The organism is Pseudomonas sp. TH43, assembly GCF_016650635.1.
Taxonomy (GTDB): domain Bacteria; phylum Pseudomonadota; class Gammaproteobacteria; order Pseudomonadales; family Pseudomonadaceae; genus Aquipseudomonas.
In genome coordinates this window covers 1391461-1409524 of the sequence record NZ_JAEKFI010000001.1, presented here as the reverse complement: position 1 = coordinate 1409524, position 18064 = coordinate 1391461, and the positions used below count along the sequence as shown (strand labels likewise).

Below are 18064 nucleotides of genomic sequence, written 5' to 3'. Positions count from 1 at the left end.
GGCCTAGCAAATGATTCCTCAGACTTTGTTTAACACCAACCTGTTTGTCGACGGCGTGAACTTTGCCGGCGACGTGCCGAGCCTGACGCTGCCCAAGATGACCACCAAGACCGACGAGTATCGCGGCGGTGGCATGGCCGGCTCGATCGAGATGAATCAGGGTCTTGAAAAGATGGAGGCGAGCTTTGTCACCAAGGGCGTTCGCCGTGAGTCGCTTAAGTACTTCGGCCTCGCCGATGGCACCGCCTTCAATGCGACGTTCCGGGGTGCCTTCCGTGGCCAGAAGGGCGCGGTGACGGCAGTCGTTGCCACCTTGCGCGGCCTGCTCAAAGAGGTCGACCTGGGCGACTGGAAGGCCGGTGATGCGGCCGAGATCAAGCACGCCGTCGCGGTCACCTATTACAAGCTCGAAATCGACGGACGCCTGATGTACGAAATCGACATGGTCGCCGGCATTCAAATCGTCGACGGCAAAGATCAACTGGCGGAAGTACGCGCCGCGCTCGGCCTCTAAGGGAATAGAACCACATGACTCACGTAACTGATAAACCACTGCCGGCCTGGCTGTCGATCACCGCTGACGGCGCCGTGATCACGCTCACGCGTCCGAGTGAGGCCAACGGCGTCAACGTCGAAACGCTGACCATGCGCGAACCCTCGGTACGCGCGGTGCGTGCCGCTGATCACGCGTCGAACGGCAACGACGAGCAGCGCGAGCTGATTATGTTCGCCGGCCTGACTGAGGTCGGGCTCAAGGATCTGGAAGGGCTCAAACTGACGGACTATCGCCGTGTGCAAACGGCCTATTCGACTCTGGCGCCTGACACCGATTACTCCGCATCGAAACCGGCGTGGCTGTCGGTTACCACCGATCAGGCGCTGGTGACGTTTTCGAGCCCGAGCAAGATCAACGACGTGCTGGTCGACAAGCTCGCCTTACGTTCGCCGACCGTGCGTGACGTGCGCGAAGCCAACCGCGAGGCCGGCGGCGACGCAGAACAGCGCGAGTTGGTGCTGTTCTCGGCGTTGTCCGGTGCGCCGGTGGCGGATCTGGAGAATCTCAAGCTGGTGGACTTCAGCCGCTTGCAGGCCGGCTATTTTCGCATGGACAACGACGACGGGCTTTAACCCCAACGTGATCAAGGGGGCGGCAAAACGTCTGGCGGCGGAGACTGGATTCTCTGCCGCCGAAATCCAGGCAATGCCCTTCGCGGAAATGGTGTGGTGGCTCACGGACTGAGCCGCTTTCCGATAAGGCTGGGCACATGGGGGCCATGACATGGCGAACAAACTCGCCCTCGGGCTGGTCATTGGCGGGGCTGTCAGTTCGACGGTCGGCGCCGCGTTCAAGGACGTCACCGGGCGCATCAAGCGCCTTGAAGAAGAAGGCAAGAAAGCGCGCGTTTTGCAACGTGCGATCGGCGACACCATCCGCCTGCGCGATGAGTGGAAAAAGGCGCATGACAGTGGTTCGGCTGGCGCGTCGAAACTGCTGGGCCGGTTGAATTCCAATCTCGACAGCCTGAAAAAGCAGGGTGTTGAAGTCGGTCGGCTGGAGAAGGCCTATCAGTCGATGGGCCGGGCGGCGAACAAGGCCGAGCAGAAAGCCCGGGGGCAGCAGCAGCTTGATGCCGGCGTTAAAGGCATGAATGGCGCTGCCGGTGCGGCGGTTGTGGGGATCGGTGCCCTGGCGGTGCCGACGAAGGTTAGCGCTGATTTTGGCGCGATCGTGCGGGACATCGCGATCAAGGCCGGCATTGCCAACAAGCCACAAGAACAGGAGATGTCGCGCAAGATCATCGACACTTCCCGCGACACCGGCATGGCGCGCAACGACGTGGCCGACGTGGTTAACCAGTTGGTCGGCGCCGGTATGGAGCTTAGCAAGGCGCTGGAATACGCGCCGGTCGCGGCCAAGTTTGTCGTCGGGCAGGGCTCCAGCGGTGTCGACACGGCGAAGATGATCAATGCCCTGGGACAGAACGCCAAGATCACCGACGCCAAAGAGATGCAGCAGGCGCTTGAAGCGATCGCCTATCAAGGTCAGGCGGGCAGCTTTGAAGCGGCCGATATGGCCAAGTGGTTCCCCGAGCTGCTGGCCAACATGGCGAGCAACGGCATCACCGGCATGGACGCGGTGACGCAATTGGGCGCCATGCTGCAAGTGCAGATGAAGCAGGCTGGCAGCTCGGACGAGGCGGCCAACAACCTGAAAAACTGGATGGGTAAAATCGGCTCAACCGACACCGTGAAGGCGTACGAGAAGGCCGGTATCGACTATAAGGGCTCGATGCAGACCGGTTTGCAGAACGGCATGTCGACGCTCGAAACCAGCATGGCGTTGGCGCAGAAGTACATTCAGGCGACGGATCCGAAGCGCGCGGCGGCCATGGCTGAAGCGACGTCGAAGATCAGCAAGGAAGCCAACCCGGACAAGGCCAAGGCCATGATGGCCTCGCTGGAGGAGTCCTTGCGCACCGGCGACCTGTTCGCTGACATGCAGGTCAAGGCCGCGCTGTCGGCCTACATGCAGAACAAGGCGCTGTATGCGCAGCTCAAGAACGATTCGCGCGATGCGACCGGGATCCTCGACAAGAACCTTGCCGAGCGGCGTCAATCGTCCTCGCAGAAGTGGGCCGAAATGGCCCAGTCGATGGACGACGCCATGCGCAGCGTGGGGGACGCGTTGCGGCCGGTCACGGATCTGGTGGCCGATTCGCTAACCAAAGTCACCAAGGGCATCACGTCGCTGTCTGACAGCGCGCCCGGGGTGGTGACGGGCGTTGTCGCGGTCGGCGGTGGCCTGATCGCCCTAAAAGGCTTGTTCAGTTCGTTCAAGATCGGCAAAGGCCTGTTCAATCTGGCGCGCGGATCCTTGGGCGGCGGCAAGTCCGGCGAGGTGCAGAAGGTCTTTGTGACCAACGCCAAGGACGGTGACGGCGATGGCGACGACAAGGAGGCCGAACCTAAGGGCAAGGCCGGCAAGGCGCTGTCGCTGGTAGAAACCGGCCTCAAAGCCGTGGCCGCGTACAAGGGCGTGCCCATCGACGGCGAAGGCGATGGCGACGACGAGGGCGGCGAGGGCGAAGACAAGAAAGCTGGCAAATTCAACCTGATCGCCACCGGCCTCAAAGTGGTTTCGCTGGCCAAGGAAGCGGCCTCAGGTGGCGATGATGGCGACGGTGACGGCGAGTCAGGCGGAGGCGGCGACGAAGTCAAAAAGGTGTTTGTCGTCAACGCCAGTGCCATGGGCGGCGGCGGTGCGGGTGGTGCGGACGGGCCGGGTGAATCGCGTCGACGTTCGCGTGGGTCGAGACGCTCCCGCCGCCGTGCCGGTGGTACGCGTCCGCCCGTACCCCGTCCGCCGGTGCCCGTGCCACGGCCGCCGATTCCGCCAGTGCCGCCGGTTCCCGGGGCGGCGGCGTCCAAGCTGGGCACCGTGATGAAGATGGCCGGCAAGGTCGGCAAGGTCGGGAAGTTCATTCCCGGCGGTTCGCTGATGGAAGCCAGTTCGATGGCTTATGACACCTTCGAGAACGCCAAGACCAAGGACGAAAAGGCCGAGGGTTACGGCGCGGCTGCCGGCAATCTGGCGGGCACCATGGCCGGCGCCGCCGCAGGGGCGGCCATCGGTTCGGTGGTGCCGATCATCGGCACAGCGATCGGCGGCTTGATCGGGGCTTACCTCGGCAGCCAGGGCGGCGCCGCGCTGGGCGGTTCCCTGGGCAAGTCGTTGTTCGGTGGCGAGGATGAAAAGCCCGAGGAAAAAGCCCCGGTACCGACGACCCCGCTGATGATGGCGCAGGTGCCGCCGCAAGGCCCGGTGCTTGGAGATGCCGCGCGCTCGATGGCGATCACCGAGCCGCTGAAATCGGTGGCCTTGGCGATCCAGGCCAAGGAGCCAGAAAAGCCGGTACCGGCGAAAGTCGATCAGCAGTTTCAATACTCGCTGAACATGCCGGTCACGGTGCAGGGTGATGTCAAAGACCCGCAGAAAATGGCTCAGGATCTGATGCCGCACATGCAGCGAATGATGGCCGACGCGGCGAAACAGAATGCCGCCAAGCTGTACGACGAACCGCATATTTAAAGGGGCTTTCATGGCTTACATGGAACAGATGCAATCAAGCCTCAAGTACCTGACCGAGGCGGCCGAGACCGGCCGGCGCAGCGCTGAAGGCATGTTGACGCCGGTCAACGGCGCCATCAGCGAGCTGACCGGCGCGGCGTCCGAGCTGGAAAATATCCCGTTCGTGGGGCCAGCGATCGGCGCCAAGCTTCAGCGGGTGATGCGCAGTGTGGATGCCGCGCAAGCCAAGGTCGGTCAGGTGGTGGCGGTGTACGGTCGAGCGACCCGCGCCGCCACTGAGGTACAGGAGCGGTTAGGCACACTGAAGGAACAGGCGGGCAAGGCGGCGACGGCGATCAACAACGTCGCCGGCAAGGTCAGTCCAAAGCTGGCCAACATCGTGCCGACCAGCGCCTTTGCCGTGGACGCCACGCCGGCGCCGGAGGCGGTGAAGCCGTTCCCGCACCTGATGATCATCCAGCCGCGCGACCCGAAACTTCAGCCGTACTTCTTCAACCTGGACACGGCCGCATTCGACGAGCTGAGCCGCTCGACCGAATTCCGCTGGGCCTCGCAGGAGCGTTTGTCGCGCCGGCCGGCGCAGCAGGCCGTGGGCATGGGTGAAGAAAAAATGACGCTCAAGGGCACGATCTACCCGGGCTTCAAGGGGGGGCTTAAGCAGCTCGACACGTTGCGCTCGATCGGCGCCAGGCTTCAGCCGCTGACCCTGACCACGGGGTACGGCGAGGTGATCGGGACGTGGTGCCTGAAGAACATCAACGAAGAACAAAGCGCGCTGTTGCACGGCGGCATCCCTCGCAAGCAGGGCTTTACTCTGGAGTTTGTGCGCTATGGCGATGACATGCAGGACATCTGACGGAGACATGCTCGATGTCATTTGCCACAACTACTACGGCCACCTCAACGGCAGCACCGAGGCGGTGCTTGATGCCAATCAGGGGCTGGCCGATGAGCCTCAGCCCTACCGGGTCGGGGTGCTGATCACGTTGCCGGATCTGCCAACTCCGACTCAAGAAGGCATCTCGCTGTGGGATTAATGAGCTACATTTATGGTGTTGCACTTGCGACACTTGCAGCTACACCCCTTCAAAACCCGCCTTGTGCGGGTTTTTTTTTGGAAAGAATCCATGACCCCGATGTTTCGAATCGTCGCCGATGGTGCCGACGTCACGGCCAAGATCAACGATCGGCTTCTGTTGCTGCGCACCTCGGACAAACCCGGGATGGAGTCCGACGAGTTTGAGCTGCGCATTGACGACCGCGACGGTCAGGTGCAACTGCCAAGACGCGGTAGCTCGATCGAGGTCTATCTGGGCTATACCGAAACAGGCTTGGCGCGCATGGGCCGTTACATGGTGGACTCGGTCGAGGTGTCCGGCCCACCGGATTCCATCGTGATCAAGGGCAAGGCCAGCGACATGCGCGGCAGCGGCAAGACCATCCGCAGTGGAAGCTGGGAGGACGTGCCGCTGTCGAAGATTGTTGCGGACATTGCCGCGCGCAATGGCTGGCAACCGGTGTGCCCGGTGTCGACCAAGGTGCCCCGAGTAGATCAGCTCAACGAGTCCGATTTTAATTTCATCACTCGGCTGGCCAAGCAATACGACTGCACCGCCAAGGTGGCCGACGGAAAGCTGCTGGTGATGCCGCGCCAAGCTGGGCAGACGGCAAGCGGCAAGGCCTTCGGTGCAATCACCCTGACAAAAAGCGACCTCAGCCGCTGGCAATTCAGTCTCGGCGATCGCAACTCACACAAGGCTGTTGCGACCAAGCATCAGGACAAAAAGACCGGCAAGCTCGCGGTCGTCAACGTCGATAACGACGACTCGCCGGATGGCCTGCCGGCGGTGCATACCGATCGGCATATCTACCCGAACGAGAGCGCGGCCAAGGCGGCGGCTAAAGCCCGTCTTGCGGCGTTCAATCGTTCGACCGCTGATGTGCGTTTCGAGATGACAGGCCGAACAGACATCTTCGCCGAGCGGCCAATCATCGCCCAGGGTTTCAAGGTCGGACTTGATGGCGAGTACCTCGCCGATTCGGTGGAGCAGGTATTCACCCAATCCGGCTGGTCGACGACGGTCGAGTGCAATGCCGGCAAGGAAGGCAAGAGCAAGGGCAAGAAAAAGAAGGGCGCCAAGCCGCCGCTGAAGGTGGTCAACGTCGAGAAGCAGTAACCCAACCCATCGCCGCCATCGAGCGGCTTTTTTATGTCTGGAGTGTTTATGTCGATCACGGAACAACAGCTACAACGCATCATGCCGAACGCCCGCCGCCAAGCGGGCGTTTTTGTATCCGCCCTAAACGCAGCCATGGCGCATCGGCAGATCAACACGCCGAAGCGGCAAGCTGCGTTTCTGGCGCAAGTCGGTCACGAGTCGGGACAGCTGCAATACGTACGGGAACTGGGCGGCGACCAGTACCTGAGCAAATACGACACCGGCAACCTGGCCGCGAAACTGGGCAACACTCCCGCTGCGGACGGCGATGGCCAGCGGTATCGCGGTCGCGGTCTGATCCAGGTGACCGGTCACGACAACTATCTGCGCTGCAGCTTGGCGCTGTTCGGCGATGAGCGATTGCTGCGCACTCCCGAGCTGCTTGAGCTGCCGCAGTGGGCTGCCGAGTCGGCCGCTTGGTTCTGGTCGGTGAACGGGTTGAACGCACTGGCAGATCAAAACGAATTCAATGCCATCACCCGCAAGATCAACGGCGGCCTCAACGGCCTGCAGGATCGTCTGGAACTGTGGGGACGGGCGAGGGCGGTGTTATGCGTCTCGGCGAACTGATGCCGACGCCGTATCGACTGGTCGCCAAAGGTGTACTGCTGGTCGTCTTGGTCGGTGGTTCCACGGCCATCACCTGGCATGTCCAGGATTGGCGCTACGGCAAACAGCTCGCAGAGCAGGCCCGACTACACACCGAAACCCTCAACCAACTGAATCTGGCCTCGGCCGCGCAGCAGCGTGCCGAACATGACAAACGCCTCGCGCTCGAGCAGCGCCTGGCGACCAGTGAACAAACCCATTACCGAGCCTTGAGCGATGTCCAACGTGATCAAGGTCGCCTGCGCGACCGTCTTGCCACTGCTGATCTGCGCCTGTCAGTCCTACTCGACGCCACCACCGGCGCCGGCAATGGATCGATGCCTGCCACCACCGCCACCGGCGGCGTGGTTCATGGCCCCACAAGAGCCGAACTTGACCCAGCGCATGCTCAACGAGTTATCGGCATCACCGATGACGGTGACCGGGGGCTGATTGCCCTCGCGGCCTGTCAGGCTTACGCCAAAGAAGTCTCAACACCGAAGTGAAAAAGAGCGGTCGATCCGGATGCGTCAACATCCGGATCGACCGCCGTCCCTGCAGATGGTCCCTGCAAGTCCAGCCAAGGCTCTTGCTCCGTGCACAAAGCGCGGCGAGCCTAGCACCTGTTTATCCATACAGTAAAGGTCTTGCTTTTTATGTCTACACCCATCATCCCTTGGATGGGCGGCAAACGCCGCCTGGCCGACCGCCTCATTCCGCTTTTTCCGCCACACGAATGCTACGTTGAAGTCTTTGCCGGCGGTGCCGCGCTGTACTTCATGAAGCCTCAGCCATCGCCGGTCGAAGTCCTCAATGACATCAATGGCGACCTGGTCACGCTTTACCGCGTCGTGCAGAACCACCTCGAAGAGTTCGTGCGCCAATTCAAATGGGCGCTCAGTTCTCGGCAGGTGTTCGAATGGCAGAAAATGACTCGCCCCGAAACCCTTACCGACATCCAGCGCGCCGCCCGGTTCTTCTACCTGCAGCACCATGCCTTTGCCGGCAAGGTCTCCGGTCAGACGTTCGGCACGGCGACGACTGCCCCGGCCATCAACCTGCTGCGCATCGAGGAGAACCTCTCGGCCGCGTGGCAGCGCCTGTCCGGAACTTACGTCGAAAACCTTCCCTGGCTTGAATGCGCAGAACGCTACGACCGTGCCCACACCTTCCACTACATGGATCCGCCTTACTGGCAGACCGCCGGGTACGGCGTGGACTTTCCCTTTGAGAACTACGAACGGATGGCTGATTTCATGCGCCGATGCAAAGGCAAAGTGATGGTTAGCATCAACGACCACCCCGACATCCGCCGTGTGTTCGAAGGCTTTCACTTCGAGACACTGGACATCCGTTACTCCAATACCAACCAGCGGCAAGGCAAAGCCGAGGTGAGCGGCGAGTTGGTGATCATGAACTGGGCGCCAGAGTCGTTGGGAGGATTGTTTTGACTACCACGATGTGAATCCTGGGCAGCCTGTTCCCCAGAGCTGTAAAAGTTCGGTGAGTTTGATAAGTAGCTCAACTATTATCGTCAAAAGAAAAACTATATTCATTTTTCAATCTCGCAAAGAAACATGCCGTGCCGAGTTGCGCGGTGTTAGGAGGCGTGGAGTGATGCTGTATTTAAGTTAGTGGTTCAATGGAGTATGCGTCAAGCTTTGAATTGAAATTTTAGCAAAATCCATTGCATTTTTTGTTTGTGGTGGAAAGGTTGGATATTCATTATTTTTGTTGTTGGGAATTGGCTTTGTAAAATTCCATACAAAACAACCGGTTGTCGGTTTTTATGATGGGTCGAGACAATGTTTTCCCCGGCGGGGGTCGCATAATTATTATCGTTACGCGTAACGCTTCGAAAAAAAGCGCAGCCAAACTGACATAGTTATTATCGTTACGCGTAACGCTTCGGAAAATGCGCAGGTAAGCTGGCATAGTTATTATCGTTACGCGTAACGCTTCGAAAAATGCGCAGGTAAGCTGGCATAGTTATTATCGTTACGCGTAACGCTTCGGAAAATGCGCAGGTAAACTGACATGGTTATTATCGTTGCGCGTAACGCTTCGAAAAATGCGCAGGTAAACTGACATAGTTATTATCGTTACGCGTAACGTTTGGAAGCGTGCAGGTTTAGCCGGATAGCACTTACTATTGAATGGGACGTATAAGATCGGCGCCCTGGTTTCGAACGTTTCCAATTGCACGGTCAATCTTGAACCATTCGAACGCTTCTGTTGGCTCACCTTGAAGCAGCGCTATCTGCTCGGCGCGCTCCTTTTGCGTGGCCGGGTCGAGCCATTCGCGAGCCATTTCCGGCGAAAGCGTCACCGGACGTCGGTCGTGAATATCCACCATGCCGCCGGCGCTGTCTGCCGTGATGATCACAAAGCCGTCGTGCTCTGCTGGTGGATGTTCGGCACTGGGATACTGTCCAATTGCGGCACACAGAATCGGTGTTCTGTCCTTCCGTCGAATGAGGTAAGGCTGCTTTTTCGGGCCTCCTTCGTCGACCCACTCGAACCAGTTATTGATGGCAATAATCGCCCGGTGCGGCCAAATCGCTCGGAAGAATGGACCGTGAGCCACCTTTTCAACACGGGCATTGATTGGCGGAGCGCGGTCTTTGGCCCAGTGTGGCCGCCACCCCCAACGCACCATGTCCGCGTGGAGGTGCTCACCTTCCTGATGGAAGATGGCAAGCTGCATACTCGGCGCTGCGTTGTATCGCTCGAAGGGTTGATCGCCGGTGTTGTTCACCAATGCGTTGGGCATGCTCAGCGCCGCCACAAAGTCATGAATGCCTTCGTACTGCGTAAGTCGTCCGCACATCGCTTCGCCCGCCTGTCAGATATCTCTTACAAAAATTGACCGCAAGGCTATCTGAAAGTTAACTGTACATTCGTACAGTGTCGGAAGTCGTGCGTCATGAGCTATTTCATTTTAGGCCGTATTGCAGGGGGTGGCCGGAAGCTGCCTTTATGTCTGTTCCAAGTGCCGGCTGGTTTTCCTTCGCCGGCGGCGGATCACATTGAGGCACACATCTCCTTGGATGAGGTGCTGAACATCCGCGCCCCGCATGTCTACCTGGTGAAAATCACCGGGGAAAGCATGCAAGGGGCAGGAATCTTTGACGGCGACTTGGCTGTGGTAGATCGCTCGCTGGAGCCGGCCCATGGTCACATCGTCGTGGCGCTGTTGAACAACGATCCTCTGTGCAAGCGCCTGTGCATTCGGGGAAAGGACGTGATCCTTTTGTCAGAAAACCCCAAGTACCCGCCTCGATATGTGTTGGAGGGTGATGAGCTGGCTATCTGGGGCGTCATCATCGGCAGCGTGCGCAGCCATGTCTAAAGTGCCGCCGGTATTCGGTCTGATCGATTGCAACAGTTTCTACGCCAGTTGTGAGCGCGTCTTCCGCCCGGACCTGGCCAGGGTGCCTATCGTGGTGCTGTCGAACAACGACGGCTGCGTCATCGCGCGGAGCTATGATGCAAAGCCCTACGTAAAAATGGGCGAGCCCTACTTCAAGATCAAGCACAAGCTCAAGCAGCACGGCATCGTCCCGTTCTCTTCGAACTATGCGCTTTACGGCGACATGAGCGAACGTGTCATGACGCTGATCGAAGCGATGGTGCCAGCCGTTGAGGTCTACAGCATCGACGAAGCTTTCGTCGACCTTACCGGCATTGGTGGCCTAGACGCTCTCGGCCGCAAGATCCGCAGCCAGGTGCTGCGCTGTACGGGCATCCCGGTCGGTGTCGGTATCGCGCACACGAAGACCTTGGCCAAGCTGGCCAATCACACAGCCAAACGCCTGCAGGCGCAAACCGGTGGTGTCGTGAATATTTGCGACACCATCAAGCGCGACTGGGTGCTGCGCAACACGGATGTAGCGGAGGTGTGGGGAGTAGGCCGGCGCATGAAAATGCATTTGGACGGCATGGGGATCAAAACCGCCATGGATCTGGCTAAGGCAGACCCGTGGACATTGAGAAAAAACTTCAGCGTGGTGATCGAGAAAACTGCCCGGGAATTGGCCGGCACGCCGTGCCTGGAGCTGGATGAACCGGATCCGCCAAAGCAGGAGATCTGCTGCAGCCGGATGTTCGGCAAAAGACTGAAGGAGCTGCCGCCGATTAAGGAGGCCGTGGCAACCTACATGATGCGGGCATCGGAAAAGCTACGGGCACAAAAGTCACTATGCAAGAAGATCCGGGTCAGCATCCGTACCGGAATGTTTAACCCCGATGAGGCTAAATATGCGAATGGTGTCGTGGTGGATCTGCCTTATCCAACGGATGACGTTCGGCTCCTAACGACTGCTGCAGTCGATGCGCTTGACCGCGTGTTCAGTCCTGGATTCAGTTACAGCAAAGCGGAAGTCATGCTGCTGAATCTATGCCAGCCGGGTGAATACACGGACGACCTGTTCGCCACATCTCAGCCGATTGAGGCGACTAGGGTGATGGCGGTGTTGGACGAAATCAACGGACGATGGGGTAGAGGGACGCTCCGGGCCGCGAGTGTGCCTAGCAATCCAGATTGGGGCATGCGGCGAGAGATTATGAGCCAGAGTTACACGACAAATCTGGACCAGCTTTGGGTCGTGTCGTGTAAATAGTGATGATGTTTACGGCCAGTTACAGGGGGCGCGAATTAGATGGAGGGCGTCTAAGCGCTGGTGGCGGTTTCAGGCTGTTCGGATGCTGTGCAAGTTCGAAACAGGCAGCTTGTTGACGCGGGGTAGGCTGGAGGCCCTGAAAATAATGGAGCGGGTGAAGGGAACCGAACCCTCGTTATTAGCTTGGGAGCTGATAACGAGGGTAAGGGTAAGCGCTTGATGCCAATGTATAAATATTGGCTGGTTATTAAGCTGGGTCAAATCCCCCAAGGTCTTTAATGCGAATTGCCCTGTTAAGGGGGATCGGTTTTGCGCTTTGAAGCGTATAAGTGAGATTTTGTGCCATTGCAAGAAATCTTTTAATATCACTCGCGTTTTTCATTGAGTAGTTATCTGCTGGGTTTAAAGATCGATCCGCTTTTCTCAGGTATTCAATCGCTTTCGCTAATAGAGCAAGTCCAACTTTAGGATCTTGTGAGATTCGTGCAGAGTGATAACGACCGATCCCCATCCTTAGGAAGCAGAGAGATTCTGATTTTCCTTCTGCGAAAGCCCTGGCTATGTAGCTATCACCCTCTTCTAACTCATGTCGGCGATAATGGATAATAGCTATAGTAATAAGTGCGTCAGGATTTTTTGGGTCAAGTTCAATCGATTTTTCCGAAATTGCTAACGCTGCATCAATATTATGTGCCTTGTGAAGTAGGAACCAGGCGAATCTGTCATGTAAGGCAGAATTGAGTGGGTCTTCCTGGATCGCGAGTTCGTAGTAATCTTTGGCATCTTCAATTTGGCCTTTTTCGGAAGCGACTTTTGCTGCTTTGGCATATTGAACCTTGAAAGCCTGAGAGATCCGATCGTTTTTATATTCTCGCTCTATAGTCTCTTTTTCTCTCGCGAAGTTGTCAACCGATTCTGCATGGGCTTTCACACTGTCAAGAGTTTCCTTTGAAAGTTTTCCTAATTGCTGCTGGAAAAATTGACGAGCCAAATCAACTATTTCAAGTTGGTAGGTGTTACCCCTTTTCGATTGATTTGCAAAGTAAGTCTCTTCAAGACCGTTGATAAATTCGTCGTGAGGAATACCGACTTCTTGGCATGCATATCCCACAGAAAATTCATCTGCTGGGCAGGTTATTAGGACTAATATAAAAAATACGTTTCTTTGTCCCTCATTCATTCGTTGCCAAGCATCTTCGTAAAGAAACTCTAATAGCTGGTCGTTTGTTTTGCGGAGAACATTGTTAAGAGCTTCATCTATGCTGATGGGAGTTCTGGCGATGTATTTTACTAGTGCATCTATAAGGAGCGGTTTATGCATTAATTGTGCACAAGCCTTTCTGAGTTTAGGCTCGCCTGCTTGTTTAATAGGTTTTGCATCATACTCTTTCGCAAGCCGAGTAATGAGAAGCAAGGATTCGGACTCTGCGAGTTGAGTAACCTTTATCGGCTTGGCGCCAAGGTCTTCTCTCCGTCGGGAGGTAATAATGATTCGCCCTATTCTTTTAGCGACCTGCTCAAAAAAGCGGTTTAGCTCCTCGGTGTCAGAGGTAGACGATGTAAGTGTTTCTGTATTATCTAGGATTAATAGGATGTCATCCCTTTTATAACCTTGTGCTAAAAGCTCTGTTTGCACTTTGTTGATCAATTCTAGGCCGTCGACTTTGTACCACTCTTTACCAAGTACATCTTGAAAGCAGTACATTAGCTCTCTAACGCTTTCACCCATAGCACTAGAAATGCCACGGCAGTGGACCATGCCCTGATCGGTCCATTTTGTCATTTTGGCTGTGTGGTAACTAATGATTTCGGGTGGTGATATTATTTGTGTATGGCCGTCGAGGATGTTGTTTAGAAACTCTAGTGTTAACGTTGTTTTTCCGTAGCCACCATCTCCATAAATCAAACAGGATTTCGATTCTTCAGGTTCATTGATCCATTCTAATAGTGTGTCGAGCTCTTTCTTTCTGCCCTCAAAAGTTCTAGTTTGCCTCGTTGGGATATTCTGTAAGATGCCGTGCCGACGGTTATTTAAGAATAATGTTGTATAATTGAATTTGCTGCCGCGGTCGATGCTTTGTTCTCTGAATACATTAGAGCTTTCAATGTCGAGTAGTATGTCTAGCGATTGCGTCCAGCATACCTGCTTAGCCTGTATTTTCCATACGCCCTTTTTTGCGGATACTTTTGTGATAACAATCGGTTTGTTTTCATATTGTAATGGTGTGCTAATGGCTAAGTTGGCGTAATTTGAGCCTAGCGCCAATTCTTTTTTTTCTCCGGAGAAAATTGGTATTGCATCTGCGAAAACTTCGACGCTTGTTTTTAATATTGAAAGCATTTTTGGTTGCCATTCTCTGATATCATTTTGGTCTGGCGCACCATGAAATACTTTGTTTCTGAACTGAACCCAGCTATCTATTAGTTTAACAAAAGGAGTTTCATTGCTTTTAGATCGCTCATACCAACCGTGCAAAAATTCAGGGCATATCAGGCTTCTTATAAGTGGGATAGCCTTGTCTAATACTTCTACAGGTAAACCATCTGATGGATGTTGGAAGCGCACAGCTAGATGTTCAAAGTCTTGAAATTCATCTGCTGTTTTTGAATGGTTCTTTATCAGTTCTAAAGAGGATATGGCGGCTATTTGAAGTATAGATCGTATGCAAGAGGTAAGGTGCGTGAACTGAGCAACTTGAGAGTCCATTGACTCTATATTAACAATCTCATTAATATAGATATTCTTCATTGATATTGCTCCATCAATAGTTTTGCTCGATTTGAAAGGTGCCTGTGCATCCTATGGCAGTGGCCACACGATATCACCAACTTGAAGGTGCTTGCAGTGAAGCTATATGTACCAAATACACTGCTTTTGTCTAATTGACGCAGATTGATCGACTAGGTGTGTTGCCTACGTTGAACAGCTGTAGGTAGGCTGGAGCCCGTGCTCGAGGATTCCGAGTCAATCTTATAAAATAGGTACAAACGTAGTGATTGGTCCCGGGAAACTGAGTTAGTGGGGGCTTCGTGGTCAGTGCGCAGCGTAGCGTTGCTGATTATCTAGCTAAGCTTTGCCTCTGAGCCGGGCAAGCCCCTGTTTGATATGGCCAGCATTTTCACCGATCACCCACAGAGCCCCTCGAACGTTGTCCCCGACTTCGGCCAAACCTTGTTGTTCAGCATGTAGCGTTAGCTCCATCAAGGCTGCTTCCAAGCCGAGCTGATTCTGGTAAATCCTCTCCAGCACATCCGACAACGAATATTCGTTTGCCATAGCATCGCCTCCTTTCGAAAAAGAAATAGCATAGTACCGTTAGTGCTTGTGGTGGGCTGTAGTTGCTGCATGCTTAAAAATTGCTACAAAGCATTATGTGCTGTAGGGATGAGTCAGGCTGGCCGGGGGGCAAACGAGGGGCTACGCCCAATCCATCATCGGGGCGACGGAGAAGCGACGGGAGAGTGGGGCGGGTTGTAGAGGCATTGGGGGAATCTGGATCAGAGGGGCGAAGGTGGGGGAGTTTATCAGGAATGAGGTGGGGCGAGCCTTACGCACTTTGATCGATGTGGCCATGCTTAGTGATGACACGCCGACGCTGGTCGGCTGAGTATCGTGGTCTACACCGGATCGTGCCTAAAACAGTTCATTTTCGATAGTGCGCGGAGATCTCTCTCCAGATGTATTTGTATCGGAACTCAAGCCAGCGGATTAACAGTTTGTCTATCTGTCGCCGAAAGCGACTACTTGCTCGGGCTTCCAACATTTGCGCGATGTCTGAATTTAATTGCTCTCGGTTAAATGCCAACCAGATGATTGGAATCACGCAGTCAAAATTCGTGTGGCAGACAGGGGCGACTTCCTCGTAGAGCATTCGTTTTATTTCTAGCGGGTCGTAATCTTCGGTCTGTCGGGCGATAGATTCGTAGTCCACCTCATTGTCGACAAACGCATCGGACAATGCCCAGTAGATGTCATATCGATCTTTTGCAGTCATTGTGCGATTCAAATTGGCTTTGCTCGTTTTCATCGTGAAAACGCCGTCAACGACTTTGAGTTCTGCTCGTACATGAGGGGCTGGGGTTTCAATGTGATACATGCGGCTGGCTTTGCCATGTTTGACTTCCTGTCATCGAATTAACCGCTGCCGACTGTATCAGACTTGCTTTGGTCAGTGACTGGCGACTATGCACACGACATTTTTCGTCGATTTAAACAGCAATGCTCGTACTTGTTTAAATGAATCAGGTTGGCACAACCCTAGCCCTACACAACCTTGCGCCGCCCCCTACACGTAAGACAGAATCCCCCGGCTTGTACGTCTAGCCCGCACGTTCTATCGTCCCCGCATCACTGCAAACCAGTGATCGGGTTTGGTAGCCCGCTTCGTGTCTAGATGCATGTGTCACCATATTCAGTCGCTTTGCCAGGACTCGGATTTCATGGTGGTCATGCGTGGGGCCCATTCGTGGGCGCCGGGTTCTAGTGCGACCGGTCTACCAACCCGCGTATGGCCGCCACCCATCGTTTGGTAGCGTGGGTGATGGCTTCTTTTAGTAATCGCGCTAGAGGTTCCATCTATGTTCAAACCAACACCCAACCCACCAGAAACCGATCCCGCATCCCCCTACGAATCCCTCAACTCGAAAAAACTCCACGAAGCCGCCGAGCGCGCCCTCGATCACTATCTCCTCCCGCCCGGCCACATCATGGGCAGCGTCAATGAACCCGAGCGCATGTACTTCGCCAATCCGAAGTACGACACGGAATCCCTGCTGGCCAACGCCAGCGAAACCCTCGGTTCTGCCTCGGAAATGCTCATCAACTTTGCCGCAACGCTCGATCTTTCACACCGAAAAACCGCGCTGGGCATTGCGCAGGTGGTGATGTTGGGGGAGTTGGCGGTGAATCAGGCGTTGGATAGCGTTGAGGTGAAGGCGTAAAGCCTGTCCCGCCATGGGCAGGTGAAATGCTCTTTCACTGGGAACAAAAGCCGTCACTTTTCAGGTGACGGCTTTCGCTCGCAGATCTAGCCAAACTGACTCGCCGACTCAACCGCAGATTTAGGCTTCCTCAACCGCGTCAACTGATAAGCAATCGCCAACCAAACAAACCACCCCGGCATGACCATCAGTGCAATCCGCGTATCAGGCCGCAACGCCAGCAAACACAGCACAAACCCCAAGAACGCCAGCGAGAACCACGCCATCGGCACGCCGCCGGGCATCTTGTAAGCCGACATCGCGTGCAGGTCCGGGCGTTTTTTGCGGTACGCGATGTAAGAAGCGAGGATCGTCGACCAGGTAAAAATCACCAAAATCGCCGACACGGTGGAGACGATGGTGAAGGCGGTCATGACTTCCGGGACGATGAACAGCACCAGCACACCCACCAGCATCAATAACGTGGTGAACGCCAGGCTCAGCAGCGGCACGCTGTTGCTCGACAGTCGGCGGAATATGCCGGGCGCGTTGTCCTGATTGGCCAGCCCGAACAGCATGCGGCTTGATGAGAACACGCCGCTGTTGGCCGAGGAGGCCGCTGAGGTCAGGACCACGAAGTTGACGATGCCGGCCGCTGCGGGAAACCCGGCGACGAGGAACAGTTCGACAAAGGGACTTTTGACCGGGGAGACCTGTTGCCATGAGGTCACGGCAATAATGCAGGTCAGTGCCAGTACATAGAACAGGATGATCCGCAGCGGAATCGAGTTGATTGCCTTCGGCAAGGTCTTCTCTGGCGAGCGGGTTTCGGCGGCGGCGGTGCCGATCAGCTCGGTGCCGGCGAAGGAGAAAATCGCCATCTGAAATCCGGCGAAGAAGCCGAACAAGCCGTTAGGGAACGCCGCCTGTTTGTCCACCAGGTGACTCAGGGACGCGGTGACACCGCTGGGGGAGACGAAGGAGCTGGCGATCAGTACGGTGCTGACGCTGATCAGGGTCACGACGGCAATGATCTTGATGATCGCGAACCAGAACTCCACCTCACCGAACAGCCTGACGGTCAGTACGTTGAGGGCGAACAGGGTTGCCAGCATGCCGACGGCGGGTAGCCACGCCGGTACGTCGGGGAACCAGTACTGGAAGAATCCGCCAACGACGACGGCGTCGCCGATCACCGCCACGCTCCAGCTCAGCCAGTACGACCAGCCGAGGAAGAACGCCGCGCGTGGGCCGAGGTAGGCGCCAGCGAAGTCGGCGAAGGTTTTGAAGTTGAGATTGGACAGGAGCATCTCGCCCATGGCGCGCATGACGAAAAACACGAACAGACCGATGATCATGTAGATGAGGATGATCGACGTCCCGGAGAGGGCGATGATCTTTCCGGAGCCCATGAACAGGCCGGTCCCGATGGCACCGCCCATGGCCATTAACTGGATGTGACGATTGCTGAGCGTGCGCTGCAGCGCGGGCTGTTCAAGCAGCCCGGAGGGATTCGATTTCATTGCAAAACCTCTTGATTTTATGTTTTTGAGTTTTGGCAGAAAGTAGGTGGCGAGCGTTCTTGTTAGAGAGGCAGCGGCCAATCACAGCGGTGCCTGGAGGGT

Annotated in this window: 17 protein-coding genes; 12 read left to right on the top strand and 5 right to left on the bottom strand. The window is 55.9% G+C overall.

The window, feature by feature from the left end:
• The first annotated feature begins 10 nt into the window (after positions 1-10).
• The 9 genes from JFT81_RS06270 to JFT81_RS06230 all read left to right on the top strand — a co-directional run bounded on the left by JFT81_RS06270 (position 11) and on the right by JFT81_RS06230 (position 8348).
• Positions 11-514 carry a phage major tail tube protein gene (locus JFT81_RS06270; protein ID WP_201226543.1) on the top strand — a complete coding sequence of 168 codons (504 nt, stop codon included), beginning with the start codon at positions 11-13 and terminating at the stop codon, positions 512-514.
• Positions 515-528: 14 nt separating this feature from the next.
• Positions 529-1128 (top strand): phage tail assembly protein, encoded by a 600-nt coding sequence (locus tag JFT81_RS29575; protein WP_201226542.1) that lies wholly within the window; start codon positions 529-531, stop codon positions 1126-1128.
• Between the two features lie 151 nt (positions 1129-1279).
• Positions 1280-4090, top strand: a complete 2811-nt coding sequence (locus tag JFT81_RS06260) for a phage tail tape measure protein (protein ID WP_201226541.1) — start codon at positions 1280-1282, stop codon at positions 4088-4090.
• Between the two features lie 10 nt (positions 4091-4100).
• Positions 4101-4946, top strand: coding sequence for a phage tail protein (locus JFT81_RS06255; RefSeq protein ID WP_201226540.1), 846 nt, complete (start codon positions 4101-4103; stop codon positions 4944-4946).
• Positions 4921-5127, top strand: coding sequence for a tail protein X (locus JFT81_RS06250; RefSeq protein WP_201226539.1), 207 nt, complete (start codon positions 4921-4923; stop codon positions 5125-5127). The genes JFT81_RS06255 and JFT81_RS06250 overlap by 26 nt, the downstream gene beginning before the upstream one ends.
• 90 nt (positions 5128-5217) lie before the next feature.
• A complete protein-coding gene (locus JFT81_RS06245; RefSeq protein ID WP_201226538.1) occupies positions 5218-6267 on the top strand; it encodes a contractile injection system protein, VgrG/Pvc8 family in 1050 nt (349 codons plus the stop codon).
• Positions 6268-6315: 48 nt separating this feature from the next.
• Positions 6316-6879 (top strand): glycoside hydrolase family 19 protein, encoded by a 564-nt coding sequence (locus JFT81_RS06240; RefSeq protein ID WP_201226537.1) that lies wholly within the window; start codon positions 6316-6318, stop codon positions 6877-6879.
• The gene (locus tag JFT81_RS06235) at positions 6861-7403 is read left to right on the top strand and encodes a lysis system i-spanin subunit Rz (protein ID WP_201226536.1); all 543 of its coding nucleotides are present in this window, start codon (positions 6861-6863) and stop codon (positions 7401-7403) included. Before JFT81_RS06240 ends, JFT81_RS06235 begins: the two co-directional genes overlap by 19 nt.
• 150 nt (positions 7404-7553) lie before the next feature.
• Complete coding sequence (locus tag JFT81_RS06230; protein ID WP_201226535.1) at positions 7554-8348, top strand: DNA adenine methylase; 795 nt, start codon at positions 7554-7556, stop codon at positions 8346-8348.
• Between the two features lie 698 nt (positions 8349-9046).
• On the opposite strand, the gene JFT81_RS06225 is transcribed toward JFT81_RS06230, so the two are convergent.
• Complete coding sequence (locus JFT81_RS06225) at positions 9047-9727, bottom strand: SOS response-associated peptidase family protein (RefSeq protein ID WP_201226534.1); 681 nt, start codon at positions 9725-9727, stop codon at positions 9047-9049.
• Positions 9728-9823: 96 nt separating this feature from the next.
• Between JFT81_RS06225 and JFT81_RS06220 the strand changes: the two genes are divergently transcribed.
• Positions 9824-10249: a S24 family peptidase gene (locus JFT81_RS06220; RefSeq protein WP_201226533.1), complete on the top strand. Its 426-nt coding sequence runs from the start codon at positions 9824-9826 to the stop codon at positions 10247-10249.
• Positions 10242-11519, top strand: coding sequence for a translesion error-prone DNA polymerase V subunit UmuC (gene umuC, locus JFT81_RS06215; RefSeq protein WP_201226532.1), 1278 nt, complete (start codon positions 10242-10244; stop codon positions 11517-11519). Before JFT81_RS06220 ends, umuC begins: the two co-directional genes overlap by 8 nt.
• 247 nt (positions 11520-11766) lie before the next feature.
• Here the strand turns inward: umuC and JFT81_RS06210 are convergent, their stop codons facing one another.
• From JFT81_RS06210 to JFT81_RS06200, 3 genes are all read right to left on the bottom strand, one after another.
• Positions 11767-14268, bottom strand: a complete 2502-nt coding sequence (locus tag JFT81_RS06210; RefSeq protein WP_201226531.1) for a tetratricopeptide repeat protein — start codon at positions 14266-14268, stop codon at positions 11767-11769.
• Between the two features lie 318 nt (positions 14269-14586).
• Positions 14587-14796, bottom strand: a complete 210-nt coding sequence (locus JFT81_RS06205; RefSeq protein ID WP_150592446.1) for a hypothetical protein — start codon at positions 14794-14796, stop codon at positions 14587-14589.
• Positions 14797-15163: 367 nt separating this feature from the next.
• Positions 15164-15616 (bottom strand): hypothetical protein, encoded by a 453-nt coding sequence (locus JFT81_RS06200; protein WP_347340478.1) that lies wholly within the window; start codon positions 15614-15616, stop codon positions 15164-15166.
• Between the two features lie 481 nt (positions 15617-16097).
• Between JFT81_RS06200 and JFT81_RS06195 the strand changes: the two genes are divergently transcribed.
• Positions 16098-16460 (top strand): DUF6124 family protein, encoded by a 363-nt coding sequence (locus tag JFT81_RS06195; protein WP_201226530.1) that lies wholly within the window; start codon positions 16098-16100, stop codon positions 16458-16460.
• An 86-nt stretch (positions 16461-16546) separates the two neighbouring features.
• On the opposite strand, the gene JFT81_RS06190 is transcribed toward JFT81_RS06195, so the two are convergent.
• Positions 16547-17962 (bottom strand): amino acid permease, encoded by a 1416-nt coding sequence (locus tag JFT81_RS06190; RefSeq protein ID WP_201226529.1) that lies wholly within the window; start codon positions 17960-17962, stop codon positions 16547-16549.
• Positions 17963-18064: the final 102 nt, after the last annotated feature.

Excerpts from the sequence above, each read along its gene's own strand:
- JFT81_RS06205 (WP_150592446.1), bottom strand. The coding sequence starts at position 14,796 with ATGGCAAACGAATATTCGTTGTCGGATGTGCTGGAGAGGATTTACCAG.
- umuC (WP_201226532.1), top strand. The coding sequence starts at position 10,242 with ATGTCTAAAGTGCCGCCGGTATTCGGTCTGATCGATTGCAACAGTTTC.
- JFT81_RS06220 (WP_201226533.1), top strand. The coding sequence starts at position 9,824 with ATGAGCTATTTCATTTTAGGCCGTATTGCAGGGGGTGGCCGGAAGCTG.
- JFT81_RS06240 (WP_201226537.1), top strand. The coding sequence starts at position 6,316 with ATGTCGATCACGGAACAACAGCTACAACGCATCATGCCGAACGCCCGC.
- JFT81_RS06210 (WP_201226531.1), bottom strand. The coding sequence starts at position 14,268 with ATGAAGAATATCTATATTAATGAGATTGTTAATATAGAGTCAATGGAC.
- JFT81_RS29575 (WP_201226542.1), top strand. The coding sequence starts at position 529 with ATGACTCACGTAACTGATAAACCACTGCCGGCCTGGCTGTCGATCACC.
- JFT81_RS06270 (WP_201226543.1), top strand. The coding sequence starts at position 11 with ATGATTCCTCAGACTTTGTTTAACACCAACCTGTTTGTCGACGGCGTG.
- JFT81_RS06195 (WP_201226530.1), top strand. The coding sequence starts at position 16,098 with ATGTTCAAACCAACACCCAACCCACCAGAAACCGATCCCGCATCCCCC.
- JFT81_RS06245 (WP_201226538.1), top strand. The coding sequence starts at position 5,218 with ATGACCCCGATGTTTCGAATCGTCGCCGATGGTGCCGACGTCACGGCC.
- JFT81_RS06190 (WP_201226529.1), bottom strand. The coding sequence starts at position 17,962 with ATGAAATCGAATCCCTCCGGGCTGCTTGAACAGCCCGCGCTGCAGCGC.
- JFT81_RS06230 (WP_201226535.1), top strand. The coding sequence starts at position 7,554 with ATGTCTACACCCATCATCCCTTGGATGGGCGGCAAACGCCGCCTGGCC.
- JFT81_RS06260 (WP_201226541.1), top strand. The coding sequence starts at position 1,280 with ATGGCGAACAAACTCGCCCTCGGGCTGGTCATTGGCGGGGCTGTCAGT.
- JFT81_RS06235 (WP_201226536.1), top strand. The coding sequence starts at position 6,861 with ATGCGTCTCGGCGAACTGATGCCGACGCCGTATCGACTGGTCGCCAAA.
- JFT81_RS06250 (WP_201226539.1), top strand. The coding sequence starts at position 4,921 with ATGGCGATGACATGCAGGACATCTGACGGAGACATGCTCGATGTCATT.
- JFT81_RS06200 (WP_347340478.1), bottom strand. The coding sequence starts at position 15,616 with ATGTATCACATTGAAACCCCAGCCCCTCATGTACGAGCAGAACTCAAA.
- JFT81_RS06225 (WP_201226534.1), bottom strand. The coding sequence starts at position 9,727 with ATGTGCGGACGACTTACGCAGTACGAAGGCATTCATGACTTTGTGGCG.
- JFT81_RS06255 (WP_201226540.1), top strand. The coding sequence starts at position 4,101 with ATGGCTTACATGGAACAGATGCAATCAAGCCTCAAGTACCTGACCGAG.